Below are 25131 nucleotides of genomic sequence, written 5' to 3' on the forward strand. Positions count from 1 at the left end.
CTGTTCGATTAAATACAGATGAATTCGCCTGATCGGCGCCGCTCGGCGGTCAAAACCGCGCTCGGCCGCGCAGCAACGGTGCCTCTGTTAAAGCGGCACTAACCAAGACTTGCACCGGAGATGCGCCGGCGGTCAGTCACGCTCCGCGCGAGGAAGGACGATCTCGACGCTCGCAGCCCCGCCGTGCGACGGCTCCAGCGCAAGGCGACCGTTGGATCGCGTGACGAAGTCCTGGACCATCCGGATGTCTGGAAACATCTGCGCCACCGACAGCGAAGGGGCGCCATTTGCAGTGGCCGTCACGACGATCCGCACATCGCAGGATCCATCGACGAGATCGTCGCCTGACGTTGCGGCGCAGTCGCTCGTGGCCCTGATGTCGATCCGTCCCCCTTGGTCCATCGCATTGCGCGCAGTGATCGCGAGGCAGAGCAGCGCGGCCATCAACTGACCGGGATCCGCGAATGCGGAGGGAACGCCGGCTGCCACCGATGTGGTGACCTCGATCTCGGTGCCGAGCGTCGGCCGAAGCAGCCGACCGACGTCGGTCAGCAGTTCGTTCAGCTCGACTGTGCTCGGCCGCGGTGGCCGTCCGCGCGCAAACGACAGCAGCTGCGACGTCAGCCGCGCCCCGCGTGTCGCCGCTTCGTCGATCAGGCGCGCGACAGCGGCGAGCTCGGGCCGGTCCTCCACGGCCTCGGCGAGAATGTCGATGGTGCCGGTGATCACGGTAAGGATGTTGTTGAAGTCATGCAGCAGCCCGCCGGCGACCTGTCCGACGATGGCGAGGCCAGGGTTGGCCTCCGCCTGGTCCGGCGCCGCGTCCTTCACAACCTCATTCTGCGTCGATAATTGGGGCCGCTGATGAATCGGGAGCGCCATGAGTGGTCAATTACCTTGTTAGCAGACGAGCGATGACGCAGACGAGCAAGGCGGACGATCGGCGGCGATGACACGACGCCGGCGCGACGTGCGTCGGCACGCTGCCCGGCCTCGTTGCTGATCATCCGGACGCGCTCCGTTCGGACGCTGCTCAGCTGGGAGGACCTGCCTGGCGACCACGATCATCCTTCGTCATCAAGCCTTCGCAGCGAGCCCGCTGGCCACCGCATTCAGTTCTTAAGGTACGCATCCGGCGGAAAACGATCCGTCAACGAATCAACGCGCTTCCGATTGATTTTGGCTTCAGGATGACCGCTGTCAATTGCGCCGCCGGGCGGCTGGTCTCGCCGTTGCGCGACTTCGCGAGAGGCGACACCTTCCGGGGCCTATCGCCTTCGCAGCGTACAACGGCTCCTCCGAAACCGGCTTCCGCAAGGCAAAAGCATCGAGATGGGTGAAACACCTCATCTGTATACAGCCTGCGCTCAATCCTTTGCGGACGCGAGAGCGGCGACAATTCGTTTTGCGTCTGCACATCAACGAGCACAGCAGAGGGTTGCACGTTAGGAGCAAAGATGTCCTGGTTGTTTTTTCTTGTCAGCGGATATGACGCGGTTCTATGGAACCATGAGTGCATTGAGATCCGCGAGGCAGGTTACTGCGATGCAGGAGATGGCTTTGGACCCCAGCTTGCGTTCTCCCAACGGCTTCCTGTCGTCGATGGCCGACGATGATTTCGAGCTGCTCCGACCTTACCTGCGGACAGTGGATCTGGTTCAGGACTCGGTTCTCGCCGAGGTGGGTGAAAAGCTGTCCCGGGTCTACTTCCCTCATCGCGGTGTGATCTCCCTGGTCGTGAACCTGGCGCGCGGCGAGCGCGTGCAGGTCGCGATGATCGGACGGGACAGTTTCTTCGACAGCATGTCGCTGCTCGGGGGCGATCCACTGGCGCTGAACAGCGCCGCTGTGATCGTACCGGGCGCGGCGTCGGTGATCGATATCGACCGGGTGCGTTCAGCCGCCGAGCAGAGCGCGACGTTTCGCGCATTGGTGTTGAAACATGCGCTGGCGATCTATCTGCAGAGCCAGCAAACCGCCGGTTGTAACGCCGCCCATACCGTCGAGTCCCGGCTGGCGCGCTGCCTGCTACAGACGCATGATCTTTCGGGCGGCAACAAGCTCTACATCACCCAAGAGTCCCTGGCTCAGATGATCGGCGCCCGCCGCAACAGCGTGTCCCTCGTGGCGAGCACGTTGCAGCAGGCGGACTTCATTCATTACAGCCGCGGGCACATCGAGATCATCGATCTCGATGGGCTGAAGAAGACGGCCTGCGAATGCTACGGGACCGTCAAGGCGCAATACGACCGCCTGGTCAAGCCGCGTGGCGTATCCTGACGGAGCGCGTGCGCGGCGGCCTGCCGAGCAGCCGGATCGAGTTCCGTACAACTACGGTCAAGGACACCAAGCAGCCCATCGGCCCGGACCGAATTAACGCGCTGTTCAACGGGCACTGATAATTGTCGCAGTGCTGACGAGCGCGAGTTGCAAAAAAGCGTCGAATAATCTTCGTGCTGAAATATCTCGCCCGTGTTCGGCTTTTGACGAAACGCGCGGAGTAATGACATGGCCTTCGATCTGTCGATGCCGATTCTGGTGGTCGACGACTACGCCACTATGATCCGGATCATCCGCAACCTGCTGAAGCAGCTCGGGTTCGAGAACGTCGACGATGCCAGCGACGGATCCGCCGCGCTCGCCAAGATGCAGGCGAAGAAGTACGGCCTCGTGATCTCGGACTGGAACATGGAACCGATGACGGGTTACGACCTGCTGCGCGAGGTGCGCGCGAGCCCGGAGCTGTCCAAGACCCCCTTCATCATGATCACGGCCGAGTCCAAGACAGAGAACGTGATCGCTGCAAAGAAGGCCGGCGTGAGCAATTACATCGTCAAGCCGTTCAACGCCGCGACCCTCAAGACCAAAATGGAAGCCGTGTTCGGCCCGGCCGAATAGAATTCTCGCCCTTCGTCGCATCGTGCGGCCGGACCGAGTTCCGGCCGCCTTTTTGCCGTCCGACGCCGCCGCGCATCAGGCCACGGCCGCCTCCGTTCCGCAGATCGACCGGGTCACTCCGTAGTTGTACGGAAACGAAAATTTACGAGGGGGTCAGAGCCGGCCCGCTAGACAAGTGCCTGTTGCCGATAACCGCGCCCACAGTGGCAAGGGACAGCAGATTGATGCGCAACGAGCTCCTCGTAGTCGAAGATGCCGACGTGCATCAGTCGATCCTCAGAATGATCGCGGCCCAGGCCGGCTTCAACACGACAGGCGCGAGCTCGGTGGATGCCGCTGCCGCGATCCTGCGGGAGAGGCAATTCGATTGCGTCACGCTGGACCTTTCTCTCGGCGAGCGGTCCGGCACCGAGGTGCTGCAACTGCTGGCGGCGAACAAGTACCGCGGCCCGCTGCTCATCATCAGCGCCTCGGAAGACCAGGCGCTCGACGCGTCGGCACGCATCGGCAGCTTCCTCGATCTGAACGTGTATCCCCCGTTTCACAAGCCGATCAATCTGCCTCTGCTGCGGCAGACGCTGAAGCAGATCGCGGGTGATACCGAGCGCCGAAAACAGATACAGGCGGCGAGCTGGTAACGGATGATGACCAAGAACAAGCGTTTCCTGGGTGCGCCTGCCGCGATCGCTCTCATCCTGATCTGCATCATCGCCGGGAGCAATCTGTTCTTCCTCACCAATCTGCGCGAGAACGCGCTGGTGCACGCGGAGGAGGATCTGAGCCGGCACAGCCTCACTTTGGCCGAGAATGCCGATCGGTCGGTGAAATCAGTCGACCTGGTGCTGTCGAGCGTGCGCGACTTTCTCGCTCGCGGCGGCGCCATCGACGCGCCCACCTATCGCCGGATCGCATCGGATCATCAGACGCACCTGCTGCTCAAGGAGAAGATCGCCGGGCTGCCGCAGATCGATGCGGTGACGCTGATCGACGCGCAGGGCAAGCTCCTGAACTTCTCCCGCTACTGGCCGATTCCCGACGTCAACATTTCCGACCGGGACTACTTCAAGGCGCTGAAGGGGGATCCGGCGCTGCAGACCTACGTCAGCGCGCCGGTGCAGAACCGCGGCGACGGCACCTGGAACATCTACTTCGCCCGGCGGCTGGACGACTCCGCGGGCGAGTTCATGGGCATGATGCTCGGCGCCATGTCGGTCCCCTATCTCGAGAATTTCTTCGGATCGACGTCCCTCGGTCTCGAGGCCGCGGTGTCGCTGATCCGTGAGGACGGCACGCTTCTCGCGCATTTCCCGCCGACCAGCGACATCGGCAAGCCGACCTCCGGCTTCGGCCAGCGCGCGCTCGCTGCCGGAGGGGTGCTGCGTGAAATGTCTGGCCGGACCGGTGACATGCGCATCCGCGCGGCAAAGATGCTGCCGAACTATCCCGCGATGCTGGTCGTGTCCGTGCCCGAGCAGCACGTCCTGAAGGCCTGGCGCGCCATGGCGACGCTGCTGGTCATCGTTTCGCTGGTCAGCGCCATGGCGGTGGTCGCGGCCGCGGTCCTGATCTCCCGCTGGTGGCAGCGCCACGAGCACCTGATCGAGGCGGCCAACGCGGCGAACGCAGCCAAATCGACCTTCGTCGCGATGATGAGCCACGAGATCCGCACGCCGATGAACGCGGTTCTCGGCCTCGCCACGACGCTGCTGGAGACCAATCTCGACCCCGACCAGCGCCGCTCGGTGGTCGCCATCCACAACGCCGGCGACAACCTGCTCGAGATCCTCAACGACATTCTGGACTTCTCCAAGCTCGAATCCGGTCAACTGTCGCTCGAGGACATCGCGTTCTCCGCCGAGGCGCTGGTGCACAACACGCTCAGCATCATCGGTCCACGGGCCTCCGCCAAGGATCTCAAGCTGCGGAATATGAGCGATCCGACCGTGCCCCCGGCACTGATCGGCGACGCCGGACGCATTCGCCAGATCCTGCTCAATCTGGTCTCCAACGCCGTCAAGTTCACCGCCTCGGGCGAGGTCGTGATCACGACCCGCTGCATCGCCAAGGACGACGAGAAGGCAACCGTCGAATGGACGGTGACCGATACCGGCATCGGCATCGCGGCCGACAAGATCGGGGCGCTGTTCGCCAATTTCGTCCAGGCCGACAATTCGATCAGCCGCCGCTTCGGCGGCTCGGGACTGGGGCTTGCAATCTGCAAGCGGCTGACCGAGCAGATGGGCGGCGAGATCAACGTCACCTCGACCCTGGGACGCGGCTCGACCTTCTCGTTCCGCCTGACGCTGCCGATTGCCGAAACCGTCGCCGCCCCTGAGCAGAACGACGACAGCATCTATGCGGCGCTGCAGAACCGGATCGCCGCCTTCGGCCGTCCTCTGCGTGTCCTCGTCGTCGACGATAATCCGACCAACCGGCTGGTCGCCACCAAGATGCTCAAGGATTTCGAGATCCAGACGGACACCGCCTGCGATGGCGCCGAGGCGGTCACCGCCGCCAGCCGCTTCAACTACGATCTGATCCTGATGGACGTTCGCATGCCGGAGATGGACGGCTTCCAGGCGACCCGAACGATTCGCGCCCGTGGCGAGCGCCGCTCCAACGTTCCGATCATCGCGTTCACGGCGAATGCGTTCATGGAGGACATTCGCGCGTGCCGGGAGGCAGGCATGAACGACTTCGTCGTCAAGCCCGCACGCAAGAAGGCGCTGGTCGAAGCGATCCTGCGCGTGCTGCCGCTGCCGACGGTGGAAGCGATCGCGTCCGACATCGCTCCGTTGGCGCCGGCCGAACAGGACGCCAAACCCGTCGAGCTCTCCGCTGACACCGAGGTTGATCCCGAACCCGCACTCGACCGCGAGGCCTATTCGGAACTGGCGGGAGAGATCGGCGATGCCGCCGCCCGGGAGATCCGCGAGGTCTTCATCAGCGAAACCGACGCAAGATTGAAGCTGTTCCGGAAATTGTCGCTCGACGGCGAGCGCATCAAGATCGGCCGCGAGGCGCATTCGCTGAAGAGCGCCGCCGGCACGTTCGGCTACAGGCGACTTGCGAGCTACGCGCTCGCACTGGAGAAGAGCGCGCCGCGCTTGTCCCCGAGGGACTACTTCGAGCTGCTCGACAATATCGATGCGGCCTATGCGGCAGCGCGCGCCCAAGAGCTGCAAGACTCGCACTGAGAGCAGCGCGCCGGCTGAGATTCGGCGCGGGCACGAACGAAGACATTGCTCCTGAACGCCGTCAGAACGAAGCGCGTTGTACAGCGCTCGCCTCTCCGCTCATTCGCATCGTCGCAAGCGAGCAGCCGTATTTTACCAAGGCCGAGACGGAAAAAATCGTAATCCCTTACAATAGGTTGACGCCGTACTTCTACGGCTCAAAATTTTCACAATCAACTAATCATGAGCTGCGAGACTGCGGATACATAGGAGATGTGTCCCATGTTTACGTTTGAAACCGCCGACCAGAAGGAAGTCAGGCGTTTCCGAATTGCGCAGTTCAACGGCCGGACCGCGACCGTGAAGTCCGGAGGAGCGACCATCACCGGCCACGTCCGCTCGGTCATGGAGAAGGAATCGAGCGTTCCGCCGCGTTGGACCATCACCATCGTACCGACTCCGCCCAAGGCACAGGCCCCGCTTCGCCCGACCTCGCGCGTACGTCCTTTCGCCGAGGACTATTTCTGATCTCTGCGACGGTCGCTGTCGAGCTCCCCCCGATCTCCAAGCGCTCTCTCCGCCCCCGCGTCGCCGGTCGATGGCTTCATCGACTGCGTCGCGGTTCGGCGTTGTGACCGGACCATGCCGCGAGTCAGCCGTCTGGAACGCCTCACGTCACCCGGACGAAGGCGGCCCACGCAATACAGCGGCGTCAGGCGATCTGATTGAGGAGCGCCGCTCGAACGAGTTCAGCGGTGTTGCGCGCGCCGAGCTTGCGCATCGCTTCGGCACGATGGCTCTCGAAGGTGCGCGGGCTTATGCCCATGCGCAACGCCCCTTCCTTGTTCGAGTGGCCGTCACTGATCAGCTTGAGCACCTCGCGCTCTCGCGGCGTCAGCGCCTTGTTGGCCCGACCTGACAGCGCTGAGGAGGCGCCGCGCGCCACGGCGTCGTCAGGCGACGCAGACACCCGCGAAACCGCGCCGAGTTGCGCCTGCGCCCCCGAAATCTGGCTGACCAGGGCACAGACGCGCTCGGTCTGCAGGAGCGCATTGTCGACGATCATCTGCACGTGGCGACGTTCGCCGGGCGTCCTCGCAATCTCGTCGCTGCGCTGCTTGATCTCGCCCATGTAGAGCATGAGCGCGGTGAGCGAGCCGTTGAGCTGGCGCGTCAGCGTGCCGACAGCATCGGATCCCTCGGCTGGATCCTTGGTGAGCGGCAGAACCGGGCCGGATCGCGACGACATCAGGGGACCGTCATTAACCTTCTGATCGCCGGAATAGGGAGCGGCGCGATCGTTTGAAAGGCTGTTGCTGAGGTGTGCCATGCCGCATGGTGCCGTATCACAGACTCGAACATGGTTAACACGAGGACCCGTAACAATACGGACCCGAGTGCAACTCGCGCATTCGTCGATATTTTCTCTCATAAGTTGCAGTTTGATGTCTTAACGCGTCGCAGATTGGAGCGGTCCGGTCAGGCGCTGCGGGACGAGGCTCCTGGCTCAAAGCACCCTCTGGTGCTTTTATTTACCGAAATTAATCGGGCACCAACTGTTTCATGGTTCCATACGCCTTGTTCTCGTCCGTATGGAGACGAGCCGTTTCGGATTGAGCTCACCCGCAGGCATCATGGGACCGGTCGACCGGATCTGGGAATTCCTGCAGCGGCTCTCGCCGCTGACGCGAAGTTGTTTGCTCAGCGAGCTCGAACGGCTCGAGCTGAGTGGCATCGACATGCCTGGATCGGCCGACCTCCAGGCGCGGCTGCGCGCAGAGATCCGCAACACTGCTGCCGGCAACCATCGCGTGGCCAATCCATCGCGCTACTTCTTCATGCCGGTCGAAAACCTGCTGATCGACGGATCGCCGGAGCACGCCAATGAAGGCCGGATCGCCCGCGGTTCGCTGACGCCGATCTGGGAATGGATTTCGCGCGACCTGCTGCCGACCATGGCACGTGACTACAACGCGCAAATGCGCGACCTGATCGCCTCGGACAAGCAGCGCGAGATCCGGCAGACCGCAAGCGCATTTCAGACCAAGGTGACCAAGTCGCTCGAAGGCACGCTGGCGCGGGCTGATGGCATCGAGCAGGTCCGGAGCAAGCTGAAGGCGTATACGGCATCGCCGTCCGTGTTCGACGACGTCGTCAAGCTGATGAAGGTGCTTCGCGCCCGCGACGAGCTCGCGAAGTTTGCCGACTCGCTGCCGGACCGCATCGTTGAGTTCGACGACCCGCAGGTCAAGAAGATGGCGCTGCTGCTCGACGGCCTCCGCAAGAAGCAGCCGGACGCCGTGCCGTTCGCGCTGACTCTCGTCTCCAAGCGGCTGAAGGAGCCGTGGCAGGTGATGCGGCTGGCGACGAAGGCGGCACGCAGCAAAAACGTCGCCGACGTCATCGCCGCGCCCTATGCGGTGACCGTGCCGATGGTGCTCGACCAGTTGGAAGACAAGCGACTCGCGCTCCGGCTGGCCTTGAAGAACAATCGCGTGACGACGGCCAAGGAAATCCTGACCAGCATCTACGACATCGAATACGCCATCCAGGTCCGTATCGACCGGATCGAGGAATCGGAGTGGGGCACCCGGCTGAGCGCGATCCTGGCCAATACCGACAAGATGGTGCAGGCCGAGGTCAAGCGTTTCCCCGACGAGGTCGGCCACGTCCTCGGCTCGAACCGGCTGCGCGGCCATCGTTCGCTCGGCGATCGCTTGAGCTACTTTGCCTACAAGGGGCGCGACGCGATCAAGACCGCGCTGCGCTCGGCCACCGGCTGACGCCAGCACGACTTAGGACGCAACAGCCTCCGGCTTTCGCACGACACTCGTCCTTTGAACTCTGGCGCGCGGCTGATGCCAGGTGCTTCGTCCGTGCAGCAAGGTGGCGTCGACTCGCGCCGTTTCATTCGTCCGCTCAGATTGACATGGCTTGGCACCGCGCCATGATGCGCCGGGGATAACACGAGCGATGAAATCGCGGAGGCCGATGTGAGAGCGAGCAGGATCTTGCTGGTTGTGCTGGCGGCGATTTGCGCCGCGCTGACGAGCTCAGGCGGCATGGCACAGAGCGCGCCGGATCCCGCGGCGACGCCGACCGCCGACAACGCCATGCTGTTGACCGTCTTCCTCAAGCATGACCAATCCCGACCGCTCAGCGAGCTGAACGCGCAGCTCGAACGTCAGGGCTTCTACAAGGCGTTTCCGCCGGCGGGAGTCGAGGTGGTGAGCTGGTACGTCATGATGGGAATAGGCCAGGTCGTGACGCTGCGCCTCCCCGCCTCGCGCCTGCGCGAGGTCAACCGCATTTTCGAGACCTCGGCATGGGGAGCCTATCGCACCGAGTTCTATCCGACCTATGACTACAAGGCGGTCGGGTTGGGCAATCACGACAAGGCCATGCAATAGACGCGCGCGTCTCGATGCAAGCGCTCGCCCGCAACTATCCCGCAACTATCCCTTGGCCATGCGCTCGCGGGCCGATTTGAAGCCTGCGACGAAGCGGGCCAGCGTGTCCGACGTCTTGCCGCGCGGCAGCATCACTTCGACCAGCGAGAACTGCCCGCGACGCAGCACCGCGCGCTCCAGCGCCGCGATCAGTTCGGCCCGCGTCGTGACGCGCTCGCCGACGCCGCCGATCGAATTCGCGATCGCCGCGTAGTGCCAATCATCGAGATTGTTGAAGCGCGATTCCGGCTGGAACACGCGCAGCATCTCCCAGCTGCAATTGTTGAACAGCACCACGATCGGATCGAGGCCATAGCGCCGGCAGTTGCCGAGCTCCCAGCCGGTCATCTGGAACGCACCATCGCCGACGAGGATCAGCGGACGAAGTCCGGTCGCGGCCACGCCGATTCCCGCGGGGACGCCGAACCCCATTCCGGCATAGTAGCCCGGCGCCGCTAGAGCCGTGTTGTCGATCTCCATCGCGGTGAACAGGCAGTCGCCGATGTCGGCCGTCATCGGCATCCGCCCGTGACGATCGAACATGTCGTTGATCGCGGTCGCGATGTCGGAAGGAGCAATCGGCTCGCCGTCCGCGAGCAAACCGCGCGGATAGGTCGAGCGCTGCCGCACGACGTCGGATGAGGCGGCCCGCGGCGTGGCGCGGTCGTCGAGCGCGTCGATGAGATCACCGAGCGGCATGTCGCGATAGACATGATGGCCGATCTGCACCTCGCGGCTGGCGGCGAGGATCATGCGCCGCGGATCAGGCGCCCGGTTCGACAGGGCGAAATTGGTGTCCGACAGGATGACGCCGAGCATCAGCACGAGGTCGGCCTCTTCGACCAGCTGCGTAATCGCCGGATTCCCTGCGGCGCCGAGATAGGTTCCGGCGACGACGTCATCGGCCTTGTCGAGCAGTCCGCGCCCCATGAACGTCGTGACCAGCGGCAGCCCCAGCTTGCGTGCCAGCGCCGCAATCCTGTCCTCGACCCCGTAGCGTCGGATCTCGACGTCGACCACGATCACCGGCCGGCTGGCGCGTTCGATGCGGCCGAGAATCTCCTCGACACACTCGCTCAGCGCCTCCTGATTGGCCTGCCTGGGCGGCAGCTTCACCACCGGCTCGACCTCCACGTCCACCATGTCGCGCGGGAATTCGAGATAGACCGGCAGCGACATCTCCTTGGCGCTGCGCAGGACGCGCGCAATCTGCGCCGGCGCCGTGGCCGGATCGCTGAGAACCGCCTGGTCGCAGGTGATCTCCTTGAACACCGCCAACTGCGTATCGACGGTGCGGGCCTGATGATGCAGCAGGAAGCCAGAGACGCGCTCGCGGGCGCCCGGCGCGCCGGCGATGACCACCACCGGCGACCGCTCGGCATAGGCGCCCGCGACGGAGTTCACCAAATTGAACGCGCCGGCTCCATAGGTCACCACGGCGACGCCGAGGCCGCCATGGTAGCGTGCCGCAGCGTCGGCCGCGAAGCCGACTGCCGGCTCGTGACTCAGCGTGACGCTTGGCAGAATGTTGCTTTCCTCGATCACCTTGAACAGCGGCAGGACGAAGTCGCCGGGAATGCCGAAGATTTCACGGGCGCCATGGTCTTTCAGCGCGGCAAGCAGCACTTGGGCGAGAGCGGGCATCCGGAGTCCTCGTGCGCGTGGCATTCACGCTGGTGCTACACGAGGACGGGCACGCTGCCAATGTCGGGCGCGCGAGGGGCCTCGGGCGCCGGCGATCAGCGGGCGAGATGTGTCGACGGCGCCTGGGTGCTGCTCACCATGAACCCCGACGGCTGGCCCGTCGGAGCAACGCCGCGAGGGATGCTCAGGGACATTGAGACTGTGACCGCCAGACCGACGATCATTGCCAGTTTCATCCTGACCGTCCTGCGGTCGGTGATCGGCAGGAACACGAAGAACAGCAGCGCGGCCAACAGGACGCCATCGACAACATAGATCATTTCCACCTCCATCATGCCGCGGAGGATGGCGCAGATGAGACATCTCGACTGTGGTTCGTGTCACATAAGCTCGACCAGGCACCACCGCCGGCACCAGCGACGAACCGCAGCAGACGAGCCGATGGCATTGCCGCTCAGGGCTTCTGGCACTCGGAGTAGAAGGTGCCGTTGACGGCCACCAGACGCTCGAGGCATTGCCGCTTGTCGGTCACCTGGCCGCCGACAGAGAAATCGAACGCGCGCCCCTTCACGACGAGCGCGTAGCGGCCCGCGGGGAACTGCAGATCCGGATCGCGCGGCGTGATCTCGAACATCTGCGGATCGCTCTTCAGCGGAGCCGCGCGGCAGGGAATCGAGATGTTGCGAATGACCCACGCCTCGTCCTCGTTCGACACGACCGGCTTGCCTGAGGGATCAAAGCTGGTCGCCTGCCGGACCCTGGCGACGATCCGGACTTCGACCGTCTCGAACAGGTCGGCCGCCGACTCACGCTGGAACACAATGAACTTCACGCGTCCGTCCGGCAGACGCGTGTCACTGGGTTTGGTGATCGCCGCGGAGATCGCAACGCGCGCGTCCGGCACCCGCCCTGCCAGCTGCTGCAGTTCGAACAGCTGCGCCGAGCTTTCGGCGTACACGCCATAGGCGGTCGGCAGTCGTGGATCTCTCGCCGGAACAGCCGGTGTCGCGGCTGGCGCCGGCGGCTCCGGGAGCGGCGAAGGCGAGGCGATCACTGGCGCCGGAGGCGGAGCCAATGTTCGTGAATCGAACAATCTCGCGCGCAAGCCCGCGACGTCGATGTCGGCGCGCCGGATCGACACGATTCCGAACACGATGAGGGCCATGAGCAGCGCCACGGCCGCAAAGCGGGCCGGTATCGACGACGACAGGCGACGGACCGCAGCGGAGAATAGCGCCGCGCGATGTCCGTTCGTCCCGGTCGACGGCGACGCATTGGACGCTCGTGCGTCGAGCGCATGTTCGATCACAGCCACCGGGAAACGTGATTCGGCTGGTAGCCGCGGCACGGGCACCGCGGGCGGCGGCGGCAGGCTGTGTTGCACCGCCGCGGTCATGTGCGCCTCGACCCCGGAGATGGCGACCTCGAGGGCCTGCATCAATCGCGCTTTTTCCCCCGGATCATCCTCCGACAATTGCTGCAGCTTGTGCCGCGCGAGCTCATAGACGGCGCTGCGCAATTGCTCGGGATCGCCCTTCACCGCGTCGATCGTACGCGCCAGCACAAGCGCGAACTCGACCTCAGGATGAGTCCTTGCCGTATTATTAACCTGAGAGGGTAACCGGTCCGACGTCATGAGGCTGAATGCCGAATTGTGAGCTTCACATTGAATGTTATTCGACGCGATGTTCAGGAAGCATCTGATTGATTACCGAGCTTGACGAGGACTGTTTCCGAGCGGTTTCGCTGAGGATAGCCCAGGAACGTAACACTTTCCCGCGTTAACATTTCAAGCGCCGCGCTGCACGAGACGTTTGCAGCAGTTGCTGAACAATCTGGCTACACAATTCTGCCGCGCCGTGGCATAGTCACGTGCATTGACCGAGCGCTTCTCGTGTCGCGCGTACCGACCCTCAACCGTCACGCCGGTGTCTGAAGTGTTCGATAAAATTGATTTTGCATGACGTCATCTATCATTGGACTTCAAATGCGGGATAACAACATGCCACGTACTGAACTACACCATTTCGACGACACTCCCGAAGATTGTGGAACCACCAATGCCGACTTCTACCTCAGGGAGCGAATTGCTCTCTTGATCGACGAGAACGAGAGGCTCAGGCGCATTGCTGCCGAGCTTGCCCACCAGACCGGCCGTGTGCGCTGGCCGAGCCTCGGTCCCAGCTGACGGATCCCATTCGGTTCACTCTGCGTACAGAGCCAGGTGCTGGCGGAACTCGTTCCGTGGCATCGACTTGATCAGCGTAGCAGAGCCAGGCGATCAGGCGCGATGTCGGCGACCACGCCGACCAGCAGGGCACGACCAGCCGGCGAGCCGCTCCGATAGGCGTCGGAGATATTCGATGGGAGCGCTGCCGGCTGCGTCTTGGACGACCGCAGCAGCGCGGTCGTCGCATCTGCGCGGATCAGATCGACGAGTTCGCGGTCATCCAGCCTTCTCAGTTGCGCCGCCTGCCGCAGGCGTTCGGCCGTGAGACTCCCTGAGGCAGACGACGTGAAATAGACCATCTTCATCGCCTGCGTGCTTCGCGAGGCGTCCGCACCCGCTCGCTCCAGAAGCGCGGTGCGCGCCAGCCACAGCCTCGGCTGCAAAGGTTGCTGGGCGAGCGTGCGGGCTATGAGTTGCTGGGCATGCTCGATGCGAAAGATCGATCCGGCAGGATTGTCGTTGTCGGCCGGAGGACCCTGTAACGCGGCGTCCACCGCGTTCAGCGCCAGCGCGGCACCGGGCACCGTATCGAGCGCCGTCAATATCTCGTATGGCAGCAAACCCCGCCGCGGCAGCGCGACGACCTCGCGGCTCGCGAGGCCGAGCCAGATTTCTCCGATCGCAACGCAGGACACGGCTGCCATGGCGACGACCGGTCCGATGCGCAGCATCCGGCCGCGGACCGTCCGCCACATGAAGCGCTTCGCATGGTGGGCGACGACCGGCATGACGAGCTAACTCGATCGGCCGACGTAGCGGATGTCGACATCATGACCGTGAATGACGAGCACGGCCAGCCGTCCGGTCGCATAGGCACCGAGGTCGATGTTGATCCGATGCTCCCTGATATCCGGCTCTCGCACCGGTGTGTGACCGTGCACGATGACCTTGCCGAAATCCTCGGTGCTGCTGAGAAACGGCTCGCGGATCCACATCATGTCCTCTTCGCTCTGCTCCGAGAGCGCGACACTCGGGCGGACACCGGCGTGGACGAAGAAGAAATCGCCGCAGGTGAAGGACGGTCTCAGTGAGGCTAGGAAGTTGACATGCGCTGATGGCAGCGCCTGTGCCAGCGACCTGCGCAAGAGATCCGCATCGACATTCGATCGGGTTACCATGATGTCGTAGGACATCAGCGTCGTCGTGCCACCGAGCCGCAGCCAGTCGTGAATCAGATCGTCGCGACGGAGAACGTCAGAGAGGATCGCCTCGTGATTGCCGCGGACGAACGCGCTCGGGTGACGGCGCGCGCGTGAGATCAGCAGATCGAGCGTGCGGCGCGAATCCGGACCGCGATCGATGTAGTCGCCGAGGAAAACGTGGATGACACGCTCGGGACGTGAGCGCGCGATATCCTCGTCGATCAGGTCGAACGTGTCGGCCAGCAGATCGGCGCAGCCATGGACGTCGCCGATCGCGTAGAGGGCGACGCCATCCGGGATCCGCGCACGCTGATCGACGCGCGACAACAGCCTGCTAAACATGCGAGCCCACCGCCGGGCCGGTCATCTCGACGCGCCGCGACCGCCGATCAGCGGTACCATCCCGTATAGGCACCCCAGTAGCCAACGCCGCCATAGGGGCCGTAGGCGCCGTAGAGCGCCATGCAGGAATAGCGGTCCGGACATCCCCAGCGACGGTGGCGGATGCGCTGCGGGTAGACATCGACTTCGGTGACGGTCTTCACGTAGCGGTGCTCGCGCGGCGGGATCGTGGCGTCGGCCGCAGAGACCGCCGTGATTCCGCTCGTGCCGAGCAGCAAGCCGACGACGAGACCGGCTGCACCGCGAGCGAGCGTCCGGCGAATGGCGGCACCTGATGGCATCGACGTCTCCTTGATGGGCAGGCCTGCTGGCCGCCGATTCATAACACGAGGAATAACGGAAATCTAACTTTGGGGGATGCGGCGTGTTGGACCGTCACCTTTCGAAGCAGATTGCGAGGATCGCCCGCGACCGGACTTGACCCGCTTGGCGGCCATCTTGCCTCCGGACCCAAGCTTGGTGTTCTCGGAGGGAGCCTTTTCCGACCGCTCGGCCGCGGGCGACGCATTGCTGGCCACCGCCTTGTTGCGCCGTTCCCAGGACGGCAGCACACGCCCGGGCCAGAACCGGCGCGACGGCGGCCGCGGCGGCTCGGCCGCCAGCAGGCTGCGCATCTTCGGCACGCAGATCCGCTCGGCGTCATAGTTCTCGATCACATGGCGCCTCGCCGCCTCGCGCATCGGCTGCATCCGATCGCGATCCTTCAGCACCGCGGACACCCGGTCGGCGATCTCGTCGACGGCATGGAACGGGACCAGCATGCCGTTCTCGCCCGGCTGCACCACCTCGCGCAGCGGCGCGGTGTCGGAGCCGATGACGACACAGCCAGCACTCATGGCTTCCAGCAGCGACCACGACAGCACGAACGGATAGGTCAGATAGACATGCGCAGAGGAAACCTGCAGCGCCGACAAGAACGTGTCGTAGGGCACGCGGCCGAGAAAATGGACACGCGAGAGATCGATCTGATTCCTGACCTCGTTCAGAAAGATCGTCTTCCAGCTGGTACCCACGGCCGGCGGCATACCATACGACACGCTGTCGCCGCCGATGATGACGACCTGCGCCTTCGGCCGGCGGAACAGGATCTTCGGCAAGGCCCGCATGAAGATGTGATAGCCGCGCAACGGTTCCAGGTTACGTGCAACGAAGGTGACGACCTCGTTGCCGCGATTGAGCTCGCGCCCGTCGGGCAGTCGCAGCCGCGCCAGCGGATTGGGCTTCACGAAGGCCGTATCGATGCCCTCGTGCACGATCTCGATCTTGTTCTGATACTGCGCCGGAAAGGTCGAGTGCTGCCACGACATCGGCGATACGCCGATATCGCAATCCTCCAGCGCCAGCAGGGTGGTCGCGTTCTTCAGATGCAGTCCGATGTGACCGTCGAGGCCAGGCACCGGAAACTCGGGATCGAAGCCGATGTCGCGACCCTGCGCGCCATAGAAGAACTCGCAATACAGGATGATGCGCGCCTTCGGGAACATCGTCCGCAATGGCAGCGTCTCGCCCCACCCCGGATGCGCGAGAATGACGTCGGGCGTGAAACCCGAGGCCGAAAGGCTCGACAGGCTGTACAGCACCTGCTCGGCGCGCCGGCATTCCAGATCGAATCGCCTGGCGAACGGATGAGTCGCAGTCACATCCGCATCGGACAGCGCGTATTTGAGAAGCCGGACTGACGGAATCTGCTGCGCATTCGCGGCTCCAATCGCCACCAGCTCGTTGCCCGGCTCCTTGGCCAGCGCCGCTGCGAGATTGCGATACTGCGCAGGAAAATTGTTATGGACGAACAACACTTTCATCGGGTCATCGCCGCGCTGGCTGGCCCGATCCGAACGCGAATTCCTCGTGGTCCTGCAATCACCTGGAAAAACGAACGCCCAAATATTTTCGCCCCGAGCTTCACTATATCGAACATTTCGGGGCGCGAAGTGTGAAGTATGTGATATTGTCCATCACACTAGAGCAGCATGATGGATTTGTCATGCCTGTTCGGATGCTGGGTCAACCGAGGCGCGCACAGCAGGCGGGAGCTAAAAAATGAATCGCGGCACAGACCTTGATCAGCATAAAGTCGTACAGCTCGACCGTGGCCTGTTCTTCGTCAGCTATAAGAGCGCTGAGGACGCGACCTCTCCCCCCCGGGTGATGGTGTCGCCGGCCCCCGGACACGAGCGCCGAGTCGAGCTGGTGCTGCATCCGGACGCCGACGAGCCCGTGCTCTGGCAACCCAATTCCTCCATGGTCGTACGGGTCGAGGCCCCGGCCACGCTTCTGGTCCAGGTGCTGCCGATGCGCCATGGCGGCTCGCGCGCCGCAGCCGTCCGGATCGAGCCGATCACGCCGGGCAGCCCACCGACCTTGACTCGCACCGCGATGGCCTATGCGTCCCCAGCCGTCTCCTCCCCGGCTCCGGCACTCACCCAGGATGTCGGTCCTGGCCTGCACGTGCTGGCCCATGTGGCCGGCATCGGCGACGTCATGGTCGGCCAGAATGCGTGGATCGCGGGTCCCACGGCCCCGTCGCGCGTGGAGGGGATCATGCTCGACTGGCCGGACATGCCGCCCGGTGTCGACATTCGCTACGCCGTCCAGTTCGCCAATGCTTCGGCCGGCAACAGCAAGATGGTCCCACTCGGAACCTTTGCCGGAACCCGCGGCCGCGCGCTGCCGATCACGGGCATCGTCCTCGAGATGACCGGCACGAGCGATCTGCAGTTCGTTGCCGAAGCCGTATTCCTGAGCGCGCCGACCCTGCGGGCGACCGGCCGTCGCGTCGTTCTCTCCGGTCCCACCGGACGCGAGCCGCTGGTCGGGCTCCGCATCAACGTTGAAGGCCCGCAGCAGGCAGAGGTGGCGATGTCGGTCCAAGCCGAGCCCGCCAAGCCGAGCCGCAAGGAGGCATCGTCGGGGCGCGTCCGCGTGTTCCGCAGCAGACCGCGGCAGGACGCCGCCGCCGGCACGGGATCGGCCCGTTCGTCTCATCCGTGATAGGCTGGGCTTCGGCCTGACGGCCAGAGGTTTTCGTCATGGACGGGGCCATATCCGAGCTGGCCAGGCCGGCTCGTCATCATCTGCGTCTGGAACGCCTGGCTGCGAAGGCGCTCGCGGCGGAGGATTTCGTCGCGTCGTTCAAATTTGCCGACCGCCGTTGCCGGATCGATCCGCCGCCACAGGCGCATTGCTTCGTGCTGCGCGCTGAGGCCGCTTGGCGCCTTGGCCAGCGCGATTCTGCCCTTGCCGACCTGGCAAGGGCGCTTCAGATCGCGCCGCACGACATCGGCGCCAATCGGCGGCTGCTGGCCTGGGCCGATGACGACGGCAGGCGCCAGGCCGCGAGCGAGATCCTGCTCTCCGACACCGGCAATGCCAGCCTGCGGACGGCCATGGCCATCCTGCGCGATGCCGGCGAAACCTGCTGGGCAGCGGTGTCGATCTATGACGCTGACATCGTCGGCTGGGTGGCTTGGGCCGGCGACGCCGAGATCGAGGCCCGCCTCGAGACCGCAGACGGCTCGCTGACCAGCCTGCTGGACGCCGACCCGTTCCATCCGCTCGCGACCGGCAAGATTCAGGCGACCGCATTGAAACTGCGTCGCCCTTTGTCCGAGACCGCGCAAACGCTGACGCTTCGGCACAACGGGCGCATCTTTCGCACCTATCGCCTGTCACCGGCCGCGACCCGACCGCTGCGGGCGCCCTCTCCCGCTTCCCCCACCGAGCGCGGGGACGGCGGCATGACGACGGTGATCGTGCCGGTCTTTGGCGACACGGATGCCACCATCGCCTGTCTCGACAGTCTCTGCCGTGCGCGCGCGGCGGCCGCTCAGGGCGGCAGCGGCGCGTCGTTCCAGATCCTGGCTGTCGACGACGGCAGCCCCGAGCCAGCGCTGAAAGCTCACCTCCAGGCCCTGGCGGCGCTCCAGCAGATCTCGCTGCTCGTCAACCCGACCAACCAGGGCTTCATCGGCGCCGTCAATCGCGCCCTGAGCAAGGTCCAGGACGGCGACGTGGTGCTGCTGAATGCCGATACCGTGGTGCCGCCGGGCTTCGTCGAACGGTTGGCTGCTGCCGCTCATTCCGCCGCCGACATCGGCACGGTGACGCCGCTCTCAAACAACGGCGAATTCTTCTCGTTTCCTAATCCAGATGTTTCCAATCCAATGCCCGGCGAGGCCGAGATCGTCGCCCGGGACACAGCCGCGGCGCAGGTGAACACGGGCGAGATCGTCGACATGCCGAGCGGCATCGGCTTCTGCCTCTACATCAAGCGCGCCGTCCTCGATCGCATCGGCTCGTTGTCGGAGAGCTTTCGCCGCGGCTATCTCGAGGACGTTGATTTCTGCCTGCGCGCCCGCGCCGCCGGCTTCCGCAACGTGTGCGCTCCATCGGTATATGTCGCGCATCACGGCTCGCTCTCGTTTCAGATGAGCAAGCGTGCGCTCGTGCTGCATAATTTCGACATTCTCGATCGCCGCTTTCCGGACTATCGCAACGAATGTCGCGCCATCGAAACTGCCGATCCGCTGCGCCCCTGCCGCGCCGCGCTGGAGTCGGAGCTTGCCGTGAAGGAACGTAGCCCGGCGCTGATCGTCGCCGGGCGCGGCGCATTGCGATCGATCGCCGAGGCGCGGGCGCGTCAGCTCATCAACAGCGGAGAGCATGCCATCCTTCTTCTTCCTCAACGCGCGAAGCTCACCTTTTGTCTCGCGGCGGCCGACGGTGACGTGCCGCAATCGCTGCTGCTGCGTTTCGATTCGCCCAGCGCGATTGCCGAAGCCGAAGGCGAGATCGCACGCTTGCGTCCTTCCCGCATCGAAGCGATCGACCCGGCATTGCCCCCGGCATTGACCGACATAGCGCGCCGTCTTGGCGTCGCCTTGCACCGCTGGATCACGACGGCCGATGTGCCGCTCATGGAAGGGCGCGCCAACGAGCGCTGTCTGGCACCGACCGCGGCTGCGCTGCATTATGCCAATCGTCGCGCAACGCAGCGCCCAACAACAAGTTTGCTGGAGGGCCGCATCACTCAGCAACTCGGCTGGCCCATGCATCCGCTGGCGCTGGCCGACGCCGAGCCGGAGCGTCCGCGCTCGCTGGTCGTGATCCCGACCGGACCGTCGAGTCAGGCCTGGCAGGCGATCCGCGCTGTCGCGCATCAGATCCGGATGTCGGGCAAGCCGGTGCCGATCGTGGTCGCGGGCGAGACGCTCGACGATCGCCGGCTGATGTCATTCCCAAACATTTTTGTCACAGGTCCCGTCGCGATTGAGGAGTTGCCGGACCTGCTCGCCCCGCATAATCCTGGCTGGATCCTGACGGACTTCGAAGCGCCCTTGTTCGGCCACCCGCTGATCGAGGCGGCCAGACTGGCACCCCGCCCGGTGGCGTATCGGAGCTGGACCGGCGAAACGCTCGTCGCGCGCGCAGGAGACCTTGCCCTTCCCGGCACGGCGGACGACGAAGCTCTAGCTGCAGCGGTCACCCGCTGGATCGCGACATCATGACGACCATGCGCAGGCAAAACACTTCCGCGCGGCCACCGGCCGCGACCAAGGGCGAGGAGTTGACAGAAACCAGCCGTCTTGCACTGCTCGAGGACGGAACATTGGCCGGGTTCATCGTCGATCCGAGGGATCTCGAGCGCCGCTTCACGGTCGAAATCCTGCTCGACGGCGTCGTGACGGCCACCGCCTATGCCGACAATTTCGTCCCGGAGCTCGCCGGACGCGGGCTCCACGATGGCGCCTTCGGCTTCGCGGTCGACATTCCCGCCGCCAAGCTCGCGGCAGCCAGCCGCCTCGAAGCGAGAGTTGCGAATCTCGGCACCGCCGTCGGTCACGCCATCGACCTCTCCTCGGTCGAGGACGGCTTCGGCGACCCTCGTCCGAATGCGCGGCTGCGCTGGCATGGCGGCTTGCGCGTCGCAGGATGGATCGACAGCCAGACCGAAAGCAGCCTCGAGATCCTGGTCGATGGCGAGGCCGTGGCACAGGTTCGCGCGGCGATCTGGTCGCGCATCGACGATCCGGCTGAGCCCACGCGCGGACGCAACGTCCGCGCCTTCGATCTGCATCTGCCGGAACGCTTCGCCGACGGCCGCGTCCATCAGCTCACGATGCGCAAGGACTCGCGCGAGCCGCTTGCCGCCAGCACGATGTTCGTGGCCTTTCCCGACGGCCTCGCCGGCATGATGGCGCGCATCGGCGAGCTGCCGTCGGAGCGCCTGCGCGGCGAGCTGTATGATCAGATCATACCGTCGTCATTGCCGCTCGCGAGCTACGTGTCATGGCGTGACCGATTTCCGATGCCTGAGCCCGCGGCGAGCCAGCTCCAATTGTCCGTGATCATCGTCGGCCAATCCGGTGCCGAGCGCACCATCGATTCGCTGGAGGCACAGAGCTACCCGAGCTGGACCGCAGGCATTCTCGAGGCGCCGCCGCCGGCGCTCGACGCCGACGCATTCGAGGAGTTCCTCGACGAGGTCGCAGCCGATTCGGACGCCATCGTCGTGCTGGCGGGAGGAGCCTTGCTCGCTCCCGACGCGCTCGCGCGCATCGCCGCCGCCTTCGACCAGCATCCGGAGTCCGTCGCGCTCTATGGCGACGTCGACCTCGTGGCCGGCGACGGCGGGCTGTGGCCGATGGCTTTTCCGGCCTTCGACTACGAGCGCATGCTGGAGCAGGGCTATTGTGCGCACCTGTTTGCCTTGCGCACCAACACCGCGCGGGTCGCGCTCGTGGTCCGGCCGGAGAATCTCTACCGCCTCTTCAACGCCGCGTTCGACGTGCCCGGCCCCGCAGCGGCCCTCGTGCTGCATCTGCCGGGCTCGCTCGGCACGGTCGAGCGCTTCGATGTCGCGACCGCCAGCCAATATCTTGCTGCCGCGACCCGGCTGCACCTCGAAACACGCGGCCTGCCGGCGACGGTAGCTGTGAGCGACGGCGATCTGTTTCCGGCCGTACGGGTCCGGCGCGAGATCGAGCGGCAGCGCACGACCATCGTGATCCCAACCCGCGACAGATTGCCGCTGCTGCGCGCCTGCCTCGACAGCATCGCGCCAGCGGTGGCGCGGTCGAAGGCGGAGATTCTGGTCATCGACAACGACAGCTCCGATCCGGAGACGCTGGCGTTTCTCGCCGCGTTGCCCGGGCGCGGCATTGCCACAGTGAAGGTCGCTGGCCCCTTCAATTTCGCCCGGCTCAACAATCGTGCTGCTGCGGCGGTCGACAGCGACGTCCTGTGCCTGCTCAACAACGACGTCGAAGCCGCCGACGATGGCTGGCTCGAGGAAATGCTGACGCGCCTCGCCGAGCCGGATGTCGGCGCTGTCGGAGCCGTCCTGACCTGGCCCGGTGGTGTGATCCAGCACGGCGGCATCGTGCTCGGCCCGAATTTCAGCGCCGCTCACGCGTTCACCGACCGCATGGCTGAGGATGCTGGATACCTCGATCTGATGCGGGTGACTCACGAATGCAGCGCCGTCACCGCTGCGTGCCTGGTCACGCGGCGCACCGACTACCTCGCGGTCGGCGGCATGGACGAGGTTCGCTTTCCGGTGACCTACAACGACGTCGACTATTGCCTGCGGCTGCGCGAAGCCGGAAAGCGGATCGTGCTGACGCCGCATGCCCGGCTGGTGCACGCCGAATCGGCCAGCCGCGGCAAGGACCGGCGTGCCGACCGGCGCGGCCGCTACGAGCGCGAGCTCGACATGCTGCGGGCGCGCTGGGGCGAACATCTCATCGCCGATCCGTTCTACAGCCCGCTGATGTCACGCAACGGCGTGCCTTATGGCGCGCTCGCCTGGCCGCCCGGCGATCGCGAGCCGCGCCTGAACGAACCGCCAATCGCACGTGATCTGCCGGCCGGCATCTGAGCTGCGGGTCGATGCAGCTGAACGTTCAACAGGCCATCCAAACGAAACAGGCGACGCTCGAGAGCGCCGCCTGTTTGCATTCGTTCAGGGCCGAAGCCGAAGCAGCTTACGCCGCGGCGGTATCGTCCGCGGCGCCGGGCACCAGCACCTGGGCACGCGCAGCCAGCATCACGCGGGTGGCAACCGGCACCTGCCGGTGCGACTTGGCCCGCGGATAGGGCAGTTCGTTGATCGGCTTGCCGTTGGGATAGAGTGCTTCGTGCTCGGCCCAATTGTCGAAATGCAGCCGGTCGATGTTGTCGACGAACGTCTCCGCCGGCGTGTTCTCGGCCAGGATCAGCGAGTGATCCTCGACCTCGACGTGATAATAGGTGAAGGTCGTCGGCACGACAGTCTCGCGCACGATCGAGGTCCCATTGACGAGCGCGCCGGCGTGAATCAACGCACCTTCGACCAGGATTGCGTGGTCAGGCGACACCAGGAGATCGCGCACCGGCACGTTGTCGCCGAGCGCGCCGGCCTTGATGCGGATCGGCAACACGCGCAACTTGTCAGCAAACCGCAGCGACACGGTCTGTACGCCCAGCCAGTCGACTGTGGCGACGTGACCATCATGCGTGAGCACCTGATCTCCGCGCTTAAGCGTCTCGACGGCGACCTCGCCGTCGGGAGTCCCGATCAACGTACCGGCCATGAAGCAGAGCGAAGTCGTGGTACCCGTGACGGTCAGCGTGCCATGGTTGCCGTTGAGATTGCCGCCATACGATTTATCCGTCAGGAAGAAGAGATTGCCGGCCTTATCTTCAATGATAATGCCGGTTTTGCCGGCAAGGGTCGCGGTACCGACGAAGTCATACTTCGCAGATGTACCGAGCGAGCCGCTGTCGATGCTCGGGATGCGAAGGGTCTCATTCGCGCTGACAGTCCCCCCATCGGGATCGCGAACCTTGACGCCAGCAGCAACGGGATTCACGCCCGGCGAACCCGGATCGGCATCGATCAACTTGTAGGTGACGCCATCGAAGCTGACTGAATAGGCGTAATTGAAAGTCTCGGTCGTCGCAGCCATCAAACGCTCCCTACTGAAATCAATTGCTACGATTTGTTATCAATGTGATAAAAGCCTAGCAATTAACACACGTGCGCCATAAACGATCTGGTAATACTTTGAGACAAACTGCAAAATCAGCGGCCACCAATTACCTTGTATGGACCTGACTTATTGCACCGACAGCCCAGAACCGTCGATCGCCGGCACACTCGGCGCACGACGCTGGCGTGACGTGCTGCATCCGATCTTCGACGTCGCCGAGGACGACGCCGCGGGGCCTGGCGATGAGTTCAGGATCTGGTCAACACCACGCGGCGCGCTCAGCGTGTGCCAATGCGGACCCGCAGAGTTGCTGCGCATTCCGCGCCTGATCGGCGGGCGAGGGTTTGATCACATCGCACTCTGTCTGGTGCGCGCGGGCACGCTGGGCTTCGAAACGCGGGGCGATCTGCAACTGTGCCGGCCCGGAAGCATCGTGGTATACAGTCTCCATCATCCGTTTCGTCTGACCTGGCAGGACAGAGAAACGGCGCCGTCGCACATCACGTTATGGCTGGCACAGACGAGACTCGGCAGCACGTCCCATGATCGCGTTCATGGCCGCGTGCTCGCTGCAAGCGCGGGGGTGGCCGTGTTCTGCGCCGCACTGCAGACGGTCGCGGAGCAAGTGCAGCGTACCGGCCGGCAAGCGCTCGACGACGTGATCGACGGAGTAGTCCCGCTGGCGCTCAATCTCCTTGGAGCCGACGGCCCGGGGGCCGACGCTGCGCCGTCCGAGCTGGCATCGTTCGTAACCATTCGAAACTACATCGACGCCAATCTCAACGCGCGCGACCTGAATGCAACGACGCTCGCCCGCGCCTTCGGCCTGTCGCGCGCCTCGCTCTATCGTCTGTTCGAACCTGTCGGCGGCGTCGCGAGCTACGTCCGCGCCCGCCGTCTCGAGCGCGTTCGCGAGACCATCAAGGAGCCCGGCCTGCTCAACAAGAGGATCGCCCCCGTGGCCTACGGCACCGGCTTCAAGAGCATCGCCTCCTTCAACCGCGCCTACCGCCAAGCCTTCGGCGAAAGCCCGCGGCAATCCCGCAAGGGGGCCCGGCGGGGAGCCGTGGCGAATGGCTCGGCGGAACAGTTGGGATTGCTGGCGCGTGGGCTGATAGAGCTGGACTAGCATTCCCTTCAATGGGGGAGGTCCATTCGGCGCTGCCAGCTCGGGTCCGCATCGAAATCTCCGCCGGCCTCACCAGGAATTAGCAGGCG

Annotated in this window: 24 protein-coding genes; 12 read left to right on the forward strand and 12 right to left on the reverse strand. The window is 64.5% G+C overall.

The window, feature by feature from the left end; genetic code table 11:
• Window positions 1-132 precede the first annotated feature (132 nt).
• Window positions 133-882 (reverse strand): histidine kinase dimerization/phospho-acceptor domain-containing protein, encoded by a 750-nt coding sequence (locus ACQR1I_RS20185; protein WP_434866301.1) that lies wholly within the window; start codon window positions 880-882, stop codon window positions 133-135.
• Window positions 883-1560: 678 nt separating this feature from the next.
• Between ACQR1I_RS20185 and ACQR1I_RS20190 the strand changes: the two genes are divergently transcribed.
• The 5 genes from ACQR1I_RS20190 to ACQR1I_RS20210 all read left to right on the forward strand — a co-directional run bounded on the left by ACQR1I_RS20190 (window position 1561) and on the right by ACQR1I_RS20210 (window position 6602).
• Entirely contained in the window at window positions 1561-2280 is a 720-nt protein-coding gene (locus ACQR1I_RS20190) for a Crp/Fnr family transcriptional regulator (RefSeq protein ID WP_434866639.1), read from the forward strand.
• A gap of 228 nt (window positions 2281-2508) precedes the next feature.
• Window positions 2509-2898 carry a response regulator gene (locus ACQR1I_RS20195; RefSeq protein ID WP_006614400.1) on the forward strand — a complete coding sequence of 130 codons (390 nt, stop codon included), beginning with the start codon at window positions 2509-2511 and terminating at the stop codon, window positions 2896-2898.
• Window positions 2899-3122: 224 nt separating this feature from the next.
• Window positions 3123-3536, forward strand: a complete 414-nt coding sequence (locus ACQR1I_RS20200; RefSeq protein WP_434866302.1) for a response regulator — start codon at window positions 3123-3125, stop codon at window positions 3534-3536.
• 6 nt (window positions 3537-3542) lie between these two features.
• Window positions 3543-6095: an ATP-binding protein gene (locus ACQR1I_RS20205; protein ID WP_434866303.1), complete on the forward strand. Its 2553-nt coding sequence runs from the start codon at window positions 3543-3545 to the stop codon at window positions 6093-6095.
• 261 nt (window positions 6096-6356) lie between these two features.
• Window positions 6357-6602 (forward strand): hypothetical protein, encoded by a 246-nt coding sequence (locus ACQR1I_RS20210; protein WP_434866304.1) that lies wholly within the window; start codon window positions 6357-6359, stop codon window positions 6600-6602.
• Between the two features lie 184 nt (window positions 6603-6786).
• Here the strand turns inward: ACQR1I_RS20210 and ACQR1I_RS20215 are convergent, their stop codons facing one another.
• Window positions 6787-7404: a response regulator transcription factor gene (locus ACQR1I_RS20215; protein WP_434866640.1), complete on the reverse strand. Its 618-nt coding sequence runs from the start codon at window positions 7402-7404 to the stop codon at window positions 6787-6789.
• Between the two features lie 304 nt (window positions 7405-7708).
• On the opposite strand from ACQR1I_RS20215, the gene ACQR1I_RS20220 reads away from it, so the two are divergent.
• Window positions 7709-8857: a hypothetical protein gene (locus ACQR1I_RS20220; protein ID WP_434866641.1), complete on the forward strand. Its 1149-nt coding sequence runs from the start codon at window positions 7709-7711 to the stop codon at window positions 8855-8857.
• A 279-nt stretch (window positions 8858-9136) separates the two neighbouring features.
• Window positions 9137-9484: a hypothetical protein gene (locus ACQR1I_RS20225; RefSeq protein ID WP_434866642.1), complete on the forward strand. Its 348-nt coding sequence runs from the start codon at window positions 9137-9139 to the stop codon at window positions 9482-9484.
• 45 nt (window positions 9485-9529) lie between these two features.
• Here ACQR1I_RS20225 and ipdC read toward each other — a convergent pair whose 3' ends face one another.
• The 3 genes from ipdC to ACQR1I_RS20240 all read right to left on the reverse strand — a co-directional run bounded on the left by ipdC (window position 9530) and on the right by ACQR1I_RS20240 (window position 12563).
• Window positions 9530-11167: an indolepyruvate/phenylpyruvate decarboxylase gene (gene ipdC / locus ACQR1I_RS20230; RefSeq protein ID WP_434866305.1), complete on the reverse strand. Its 1638-nt coding sequence runs from the start codon at window positions 11165-11167 to the stop codon at window positions 9530-9532.
• A gap of 95 nt (window positions 11168-11262) precedes the next feature.
• Window positions 11263-11487: a hypothetical protein gene (locus ACQR1I_RS20235; protein ID WP_434866306.1), complete on the reverse strand. Its 225-nt coding sequence runs from the start codon at window positions 11485-11487 to the stop codon at window positions 11263-11265.
• Window positions 11488-11621: 134 nt separating this feature from the next.
• Window positions 11622-12563: a hypothetical protein gene (locus ACQR1I_RS20240; RefSeq protein WP_434888825.1), complete on the reverse strand. Its 942-nt coding sequence runs from the start codon at window positions 12561-12563 to the stop codon at window positions 11622-11624.
• Between the two features lie 606 nt (window positions 12564-13169).
• Here ACQR1I_RS20240 and ACQR1I_RS20245 point away from each other — a divergent pair.
• The gene (locus ACQR1I_RS20245) at window positions 13170-13355 is read left to right on the forward strand and encodes a hypothetical protein (protein ID WP_434866308.1); all 186 of its coding nucleotides are present in this window, start codon (window positions 13170-13172) and stop codon (window positions 13353-13355) included.
• A gap of 71 nt (window positions 13356-13426) precedes the next feature.
• Here the strand turns inward: ACQR1I_RS20245 and ACQR1I_RS20250 are convergent, their stop codons facing one another.
• The 4 genes from ACQR1I_RS20250 to ACQR1I_RS20265 form a co-directional block, all read right to left on the reverse strand.
• Window positions 13427-14125: a hypothetical protein gene (locus tag ACQR1I_RS20250; protein WP_434866309.1), complete on the reverse strand. Its 699-nt coding sequence runs from the start codon at window positions 14123-14125 to the stop codon at window positions 13427-13429.
• A gap of 6 nt (window positions 14126-14131) precedes the next feature.
• Complete coding sequence (locus ACQR1I_RS20255; protein WP_434866310.1) at window positions 14132-14881, reverse strand: metallophosphoesterase family protein; 750 nt, start codon at window positions 14879-14881, stop codon at window positions 14132-14134.
• Between the two features lie 47 nt (window positions 14882-14928).
• The gene (locus ACQR1I_RS20260; RefSeq protein WP_434866311.1) at window positions 14929-15222 is read right to left on the reverse strand and encodes a hypothetical protein; all 294 of its coding nucleotides are present in this window, start codon (window positions 15220-15222) and stop codon (window positions 14929-14931) included.
• A gap of 63 nt (window positions 15223-15285) precedes the next feature.
• A complete protein-coding gene (locus tag ACQR1I_RS20265; protein ID WP_434866312.1) occupies window positions 15286-16743 on the reverse strand; it encodes a glycosyltransferase family 4 protein in 1458 nt (485 codons plus the stop codon).
• Between the two features lie 238 nt (window positions 16744-16981).
• Here ACQR1I_RS20265 and ACQR1I_RS20270 point away from each other — a divergent pair, with 238 nt between their 5' ends.
• Window positions 16982-17932 (forward strand): hypothetical protein, encoded by a 951-nt coding sequence (locus tag ACQR1I_RS20270; RefSeq protein ID WP_434866313.1) that lies wholly within the window; start codon window positions 16982-16984, stop codon window positions 17930-17932.
• On the opposite strand, the gene ACQR1I_RS20275 is transcribed toward ACQR1I_RS20270, so the two are convergent.
• Complete coding sequence (locus ACQR1I_RS20275; protein WP_434866314.1) at window positions 17923-18216, reverse strand: hypothetical protein; 294 nt, start codon at window positions 18214-18216, stop codon at window positions 17923-17925. The genes ACQR1I_RS20270 and ACQR1I_RS20275 overlap by 10 nt on opposite strands.
• On the reverse strand, window positions 18201-18329 hold the full coding sequence (locus ACQR1I_RS20280; RefSeq protein WP_434866315.1) for a hypothetical protein: 129 nt from the start codon (window positions 18327-18329) through the stop codon (window positions 18201-18203). The genes ACQR1I_RS20275 and ACQR1I_RS20280 overlap by 16 nt, the downstream gene beginning before the upstream one ends.
• Here ACQR1I_RS20280 and ACQR1I_RS20285 point away from each other — a divergent pair.
• Both ACQR1I_RS20285 and ACQR1I_RS20290 read left to right on the forward strand, forming a co-directional pair.
• Window positions 18328-20448, forward strand: coding sequence for a glycosyltransferase family 2 protein (locus tag ACQR1I_RS20285; RefSeq protein ID WP_434866316.1), 2121 nt, complete (start codon window positions 18328-18330; stop codon window positions 20446-20448). The genes ACQR1I_RS20280 and ACQR1I_RS20285 overlap by 2 nt on opposite strands.
• Complete coding sequence (locus ACQR1I_RS20290; protein WP_434866317.1) at window positions 20445-22820, forward strand: glycosyltransferase; 2376 nt, start codon at window positions 20445-20447, stop codon at window positions 22818-22820. The genes ACQR1I_RS20285 and ACQR1I_RS20290 overlap by 4 nt, the downstream gene beginning before the upstream one ends.
• Window positions 22821-22926: 106 nt before the next feature.
• On the opposite strand, the gene ACQR1I_RS20295 is transcribed toward ACQR1I_RS20290, so the two are convergent.
• Complete coding sequence (locus tag ACQR1I_RS20295) at window positions 22927-23889, reverse strand: Hint domain-containing protein (protein ID WP_434866318.1); 963 nt, start codon at window positions 23887-23889, stop codon at window positions 22927-22929.
• Window positions 23890-24028: 139 nt separating this feature from the next.
• Here ACQR1I_RS20295 and ACQR1I_RS20300 point away from each other — a divergent pair, with 139 nt between their 5' ends.
• The gene (locus tag ACQR1I_RS20300; protein ID WP_434866319.1) at window positions 24029-25042 is read left to right on the forward strand and encodes a helix-turn-helix domain-containing protein; all 1014 of its coding nucleotides are present in this window, start codon (window positions 24029-24031) and stop codon (window positions 25040-25042) included.
• The last annotated feature ends 89 nt before the right edge of the window (window positions 25043-25131 follow it).

The organism is Bradyrhizobium sp. HKCCYLS2038, from assembly GCF_051167655.1.
In the GTDB taxonomy this organism is placed as follows: Bacteria; Pseudomonadota; Alphaproteobacteria; order Rhizobiales; family Xanthobacteraceae; genus Bradyrhizobium.

Excerpts from the sequence above, each read along its gene's own strand:
- ACQR1I_RS20195 (WP_006614400.1), top strand. The coding sequence starts at position 2,509 with ATGGCCTTCGATCTGTCGATGCCGATTCTGGTGGTCGACGACTACGCC.
- ACQR1I_RS20280 (WP_434866315.1), bottom strand. The coding sequence starts at position 18,329 with ATGGCCGTCCGCAGGCTGGCATTGCCGGTGTCGGAGAGCAGGATCTCG.
- ACQR1I_RS20205 (WP_434866303.1), top strand. The coding sequence starts at position 3,543 with ATGACCAAGAACAAGCGTTTCCTGGGTGCGCCTGCCGCGATCGCTCTC.
- ACQR1I_RS20265 (WP_434866312.1), bottom strand. The coding sequence starts at position 16,743 with ATGAAAGTGTTGTTCGTCCATAACAATTTTCCTGCGCAGTATCGCAAT.
- ACQR1I_RS20300 (WP_434866319.1), top strand. The coding sequence starts at position 24,029 with ATGGACCTGACTTATTGCACCGACAGCCCAGAACCGTCGATCGCCGGC.
- ACQR1I_RS20225 (WP_434866642.1), top strand. The coding sequence starts at position 9,137 with ATGGCACAGAGCGCGCCGGATCCCGCGGCGACGCCGACCGCCGACAAC.
- ACQR1I_RS20210 (WP_434866304.1), top strand. The coding sequence starts at position 6,357 with ATGTTTACGTTTGAAACCGCCGACCAGAAGGAAGTCAGGCGTTTCCGA.
- ACQR1I_RS20285 (WP_434866316.1), top strand. The coding sequence starts at position 18,328 with ATGGCCATCCTGCGCGATGCCGGCGAAACCTGCTGGGCAGCGGTGTCG.
- ACQR1I_RS20255 (WP_434866310.1), bottom strand. The coding sequence starts at position 14,881 with ATGTTTAGCAGGCTGTTGTCGCGCGTCGATCAGCGTGCGCGGATCCCG.
- ACQR1I_RS20270 (WP_434866313.1), top strand. The coding sequence starts at position 16,982 with ATGAATCGCGGCACAGACCTTGATCAGCATAAAGTCGTACAGCTCGAC.
- ACQR1I_RS20290 (WP_434866317.1), top strand. The coding sequence starts at position 20,445 with ATGACGACCATGCGCAGGCAAAACACTTCCGCGCGGCCACCGGCCGCG.
- ACQR1I_RS20250 (WP_434866309.1), bottom strand. The coding sequence starts at position 14,125 with ATGCCGGTCGTCGCCCACCATGCGAAGCGCTTCATGTGGCGGACGGTC.
- ACQR1I_RS20200 (WP_434866302.1), top strand. The coding sequence starts at position 3,123 with ATGCGCAACGAGCTCCTCGTAGTCGAAGATGCCGACGTGCATCAGTCG.
- ipdC (WP_434866305.1), bottom strand. The coding sequence starts at position 11,167 with ATGCCCGCTCTCGCCCAAGTGCTGCTTGCCGCGCTGAAAGACCATGGC.
- ACQR1I_RS20295 (WP_434866318.1), bottom strand. The coding sequence starts at position 23,889 with ATGGCTGCGACGACCGAGACTTTCAATTACGCCTATTCAGTCAGCTTC.
- ACQR1I_RS20220 (WP_434866641.1), top strand. The coding sequence starts at position 7,709 with ATGGGACCGGTCGACCGGATCTGGGAATTCCTGCAGCGGCTCTCGCCG.
- ACQR1I_RS20245 (WP_434866308.1), top strand. The coding sequence starts at position 13,170 with ATGCCACGTACTGAACTACACCATTTCGACGACACTCCCGAAGATTGT.
- ACQR1I_RS20235 (WP_434866306.1), bottom strand. The coding sequence starts at position 11,487 with ATGATCTATGTTGTCGATGGCGTCCTGTTGGCCGCGCTGCTGTTCTTC.
- ACQR1I_RS20215 (WP_434866640.1), bottom strand. The coding sequence starts at position 7,404 with ATGGCACACCTCAGCAACAGCCTTTCAAACGATCGCGCCGCTCCCTAT.
- ACQR1I_RS20260 (WP_434866311.1), bottom strand. The coding sequence starts at position 15,222 with ATGCCATCAGGTGCCGCCATTCGCCGGACGCTCGCTCGCGGTGCAGCC.
- ACQR1I_RS20240 (WP_434888825.1), bottom strand. The coding sequence starts at position 12,563 with ATGACCGCGGCGGTGCAACACAGCCTGCCGCCGCCGCCCGCGGTGCCC.
- ACQR1I_RS20185 (WP_434866301.1), bottom strand. The coding sequence starts at position 882 with ATGGCGCTCCCGATTCATCAGCGGCCCCAATTATCGACGCAGAATGAG.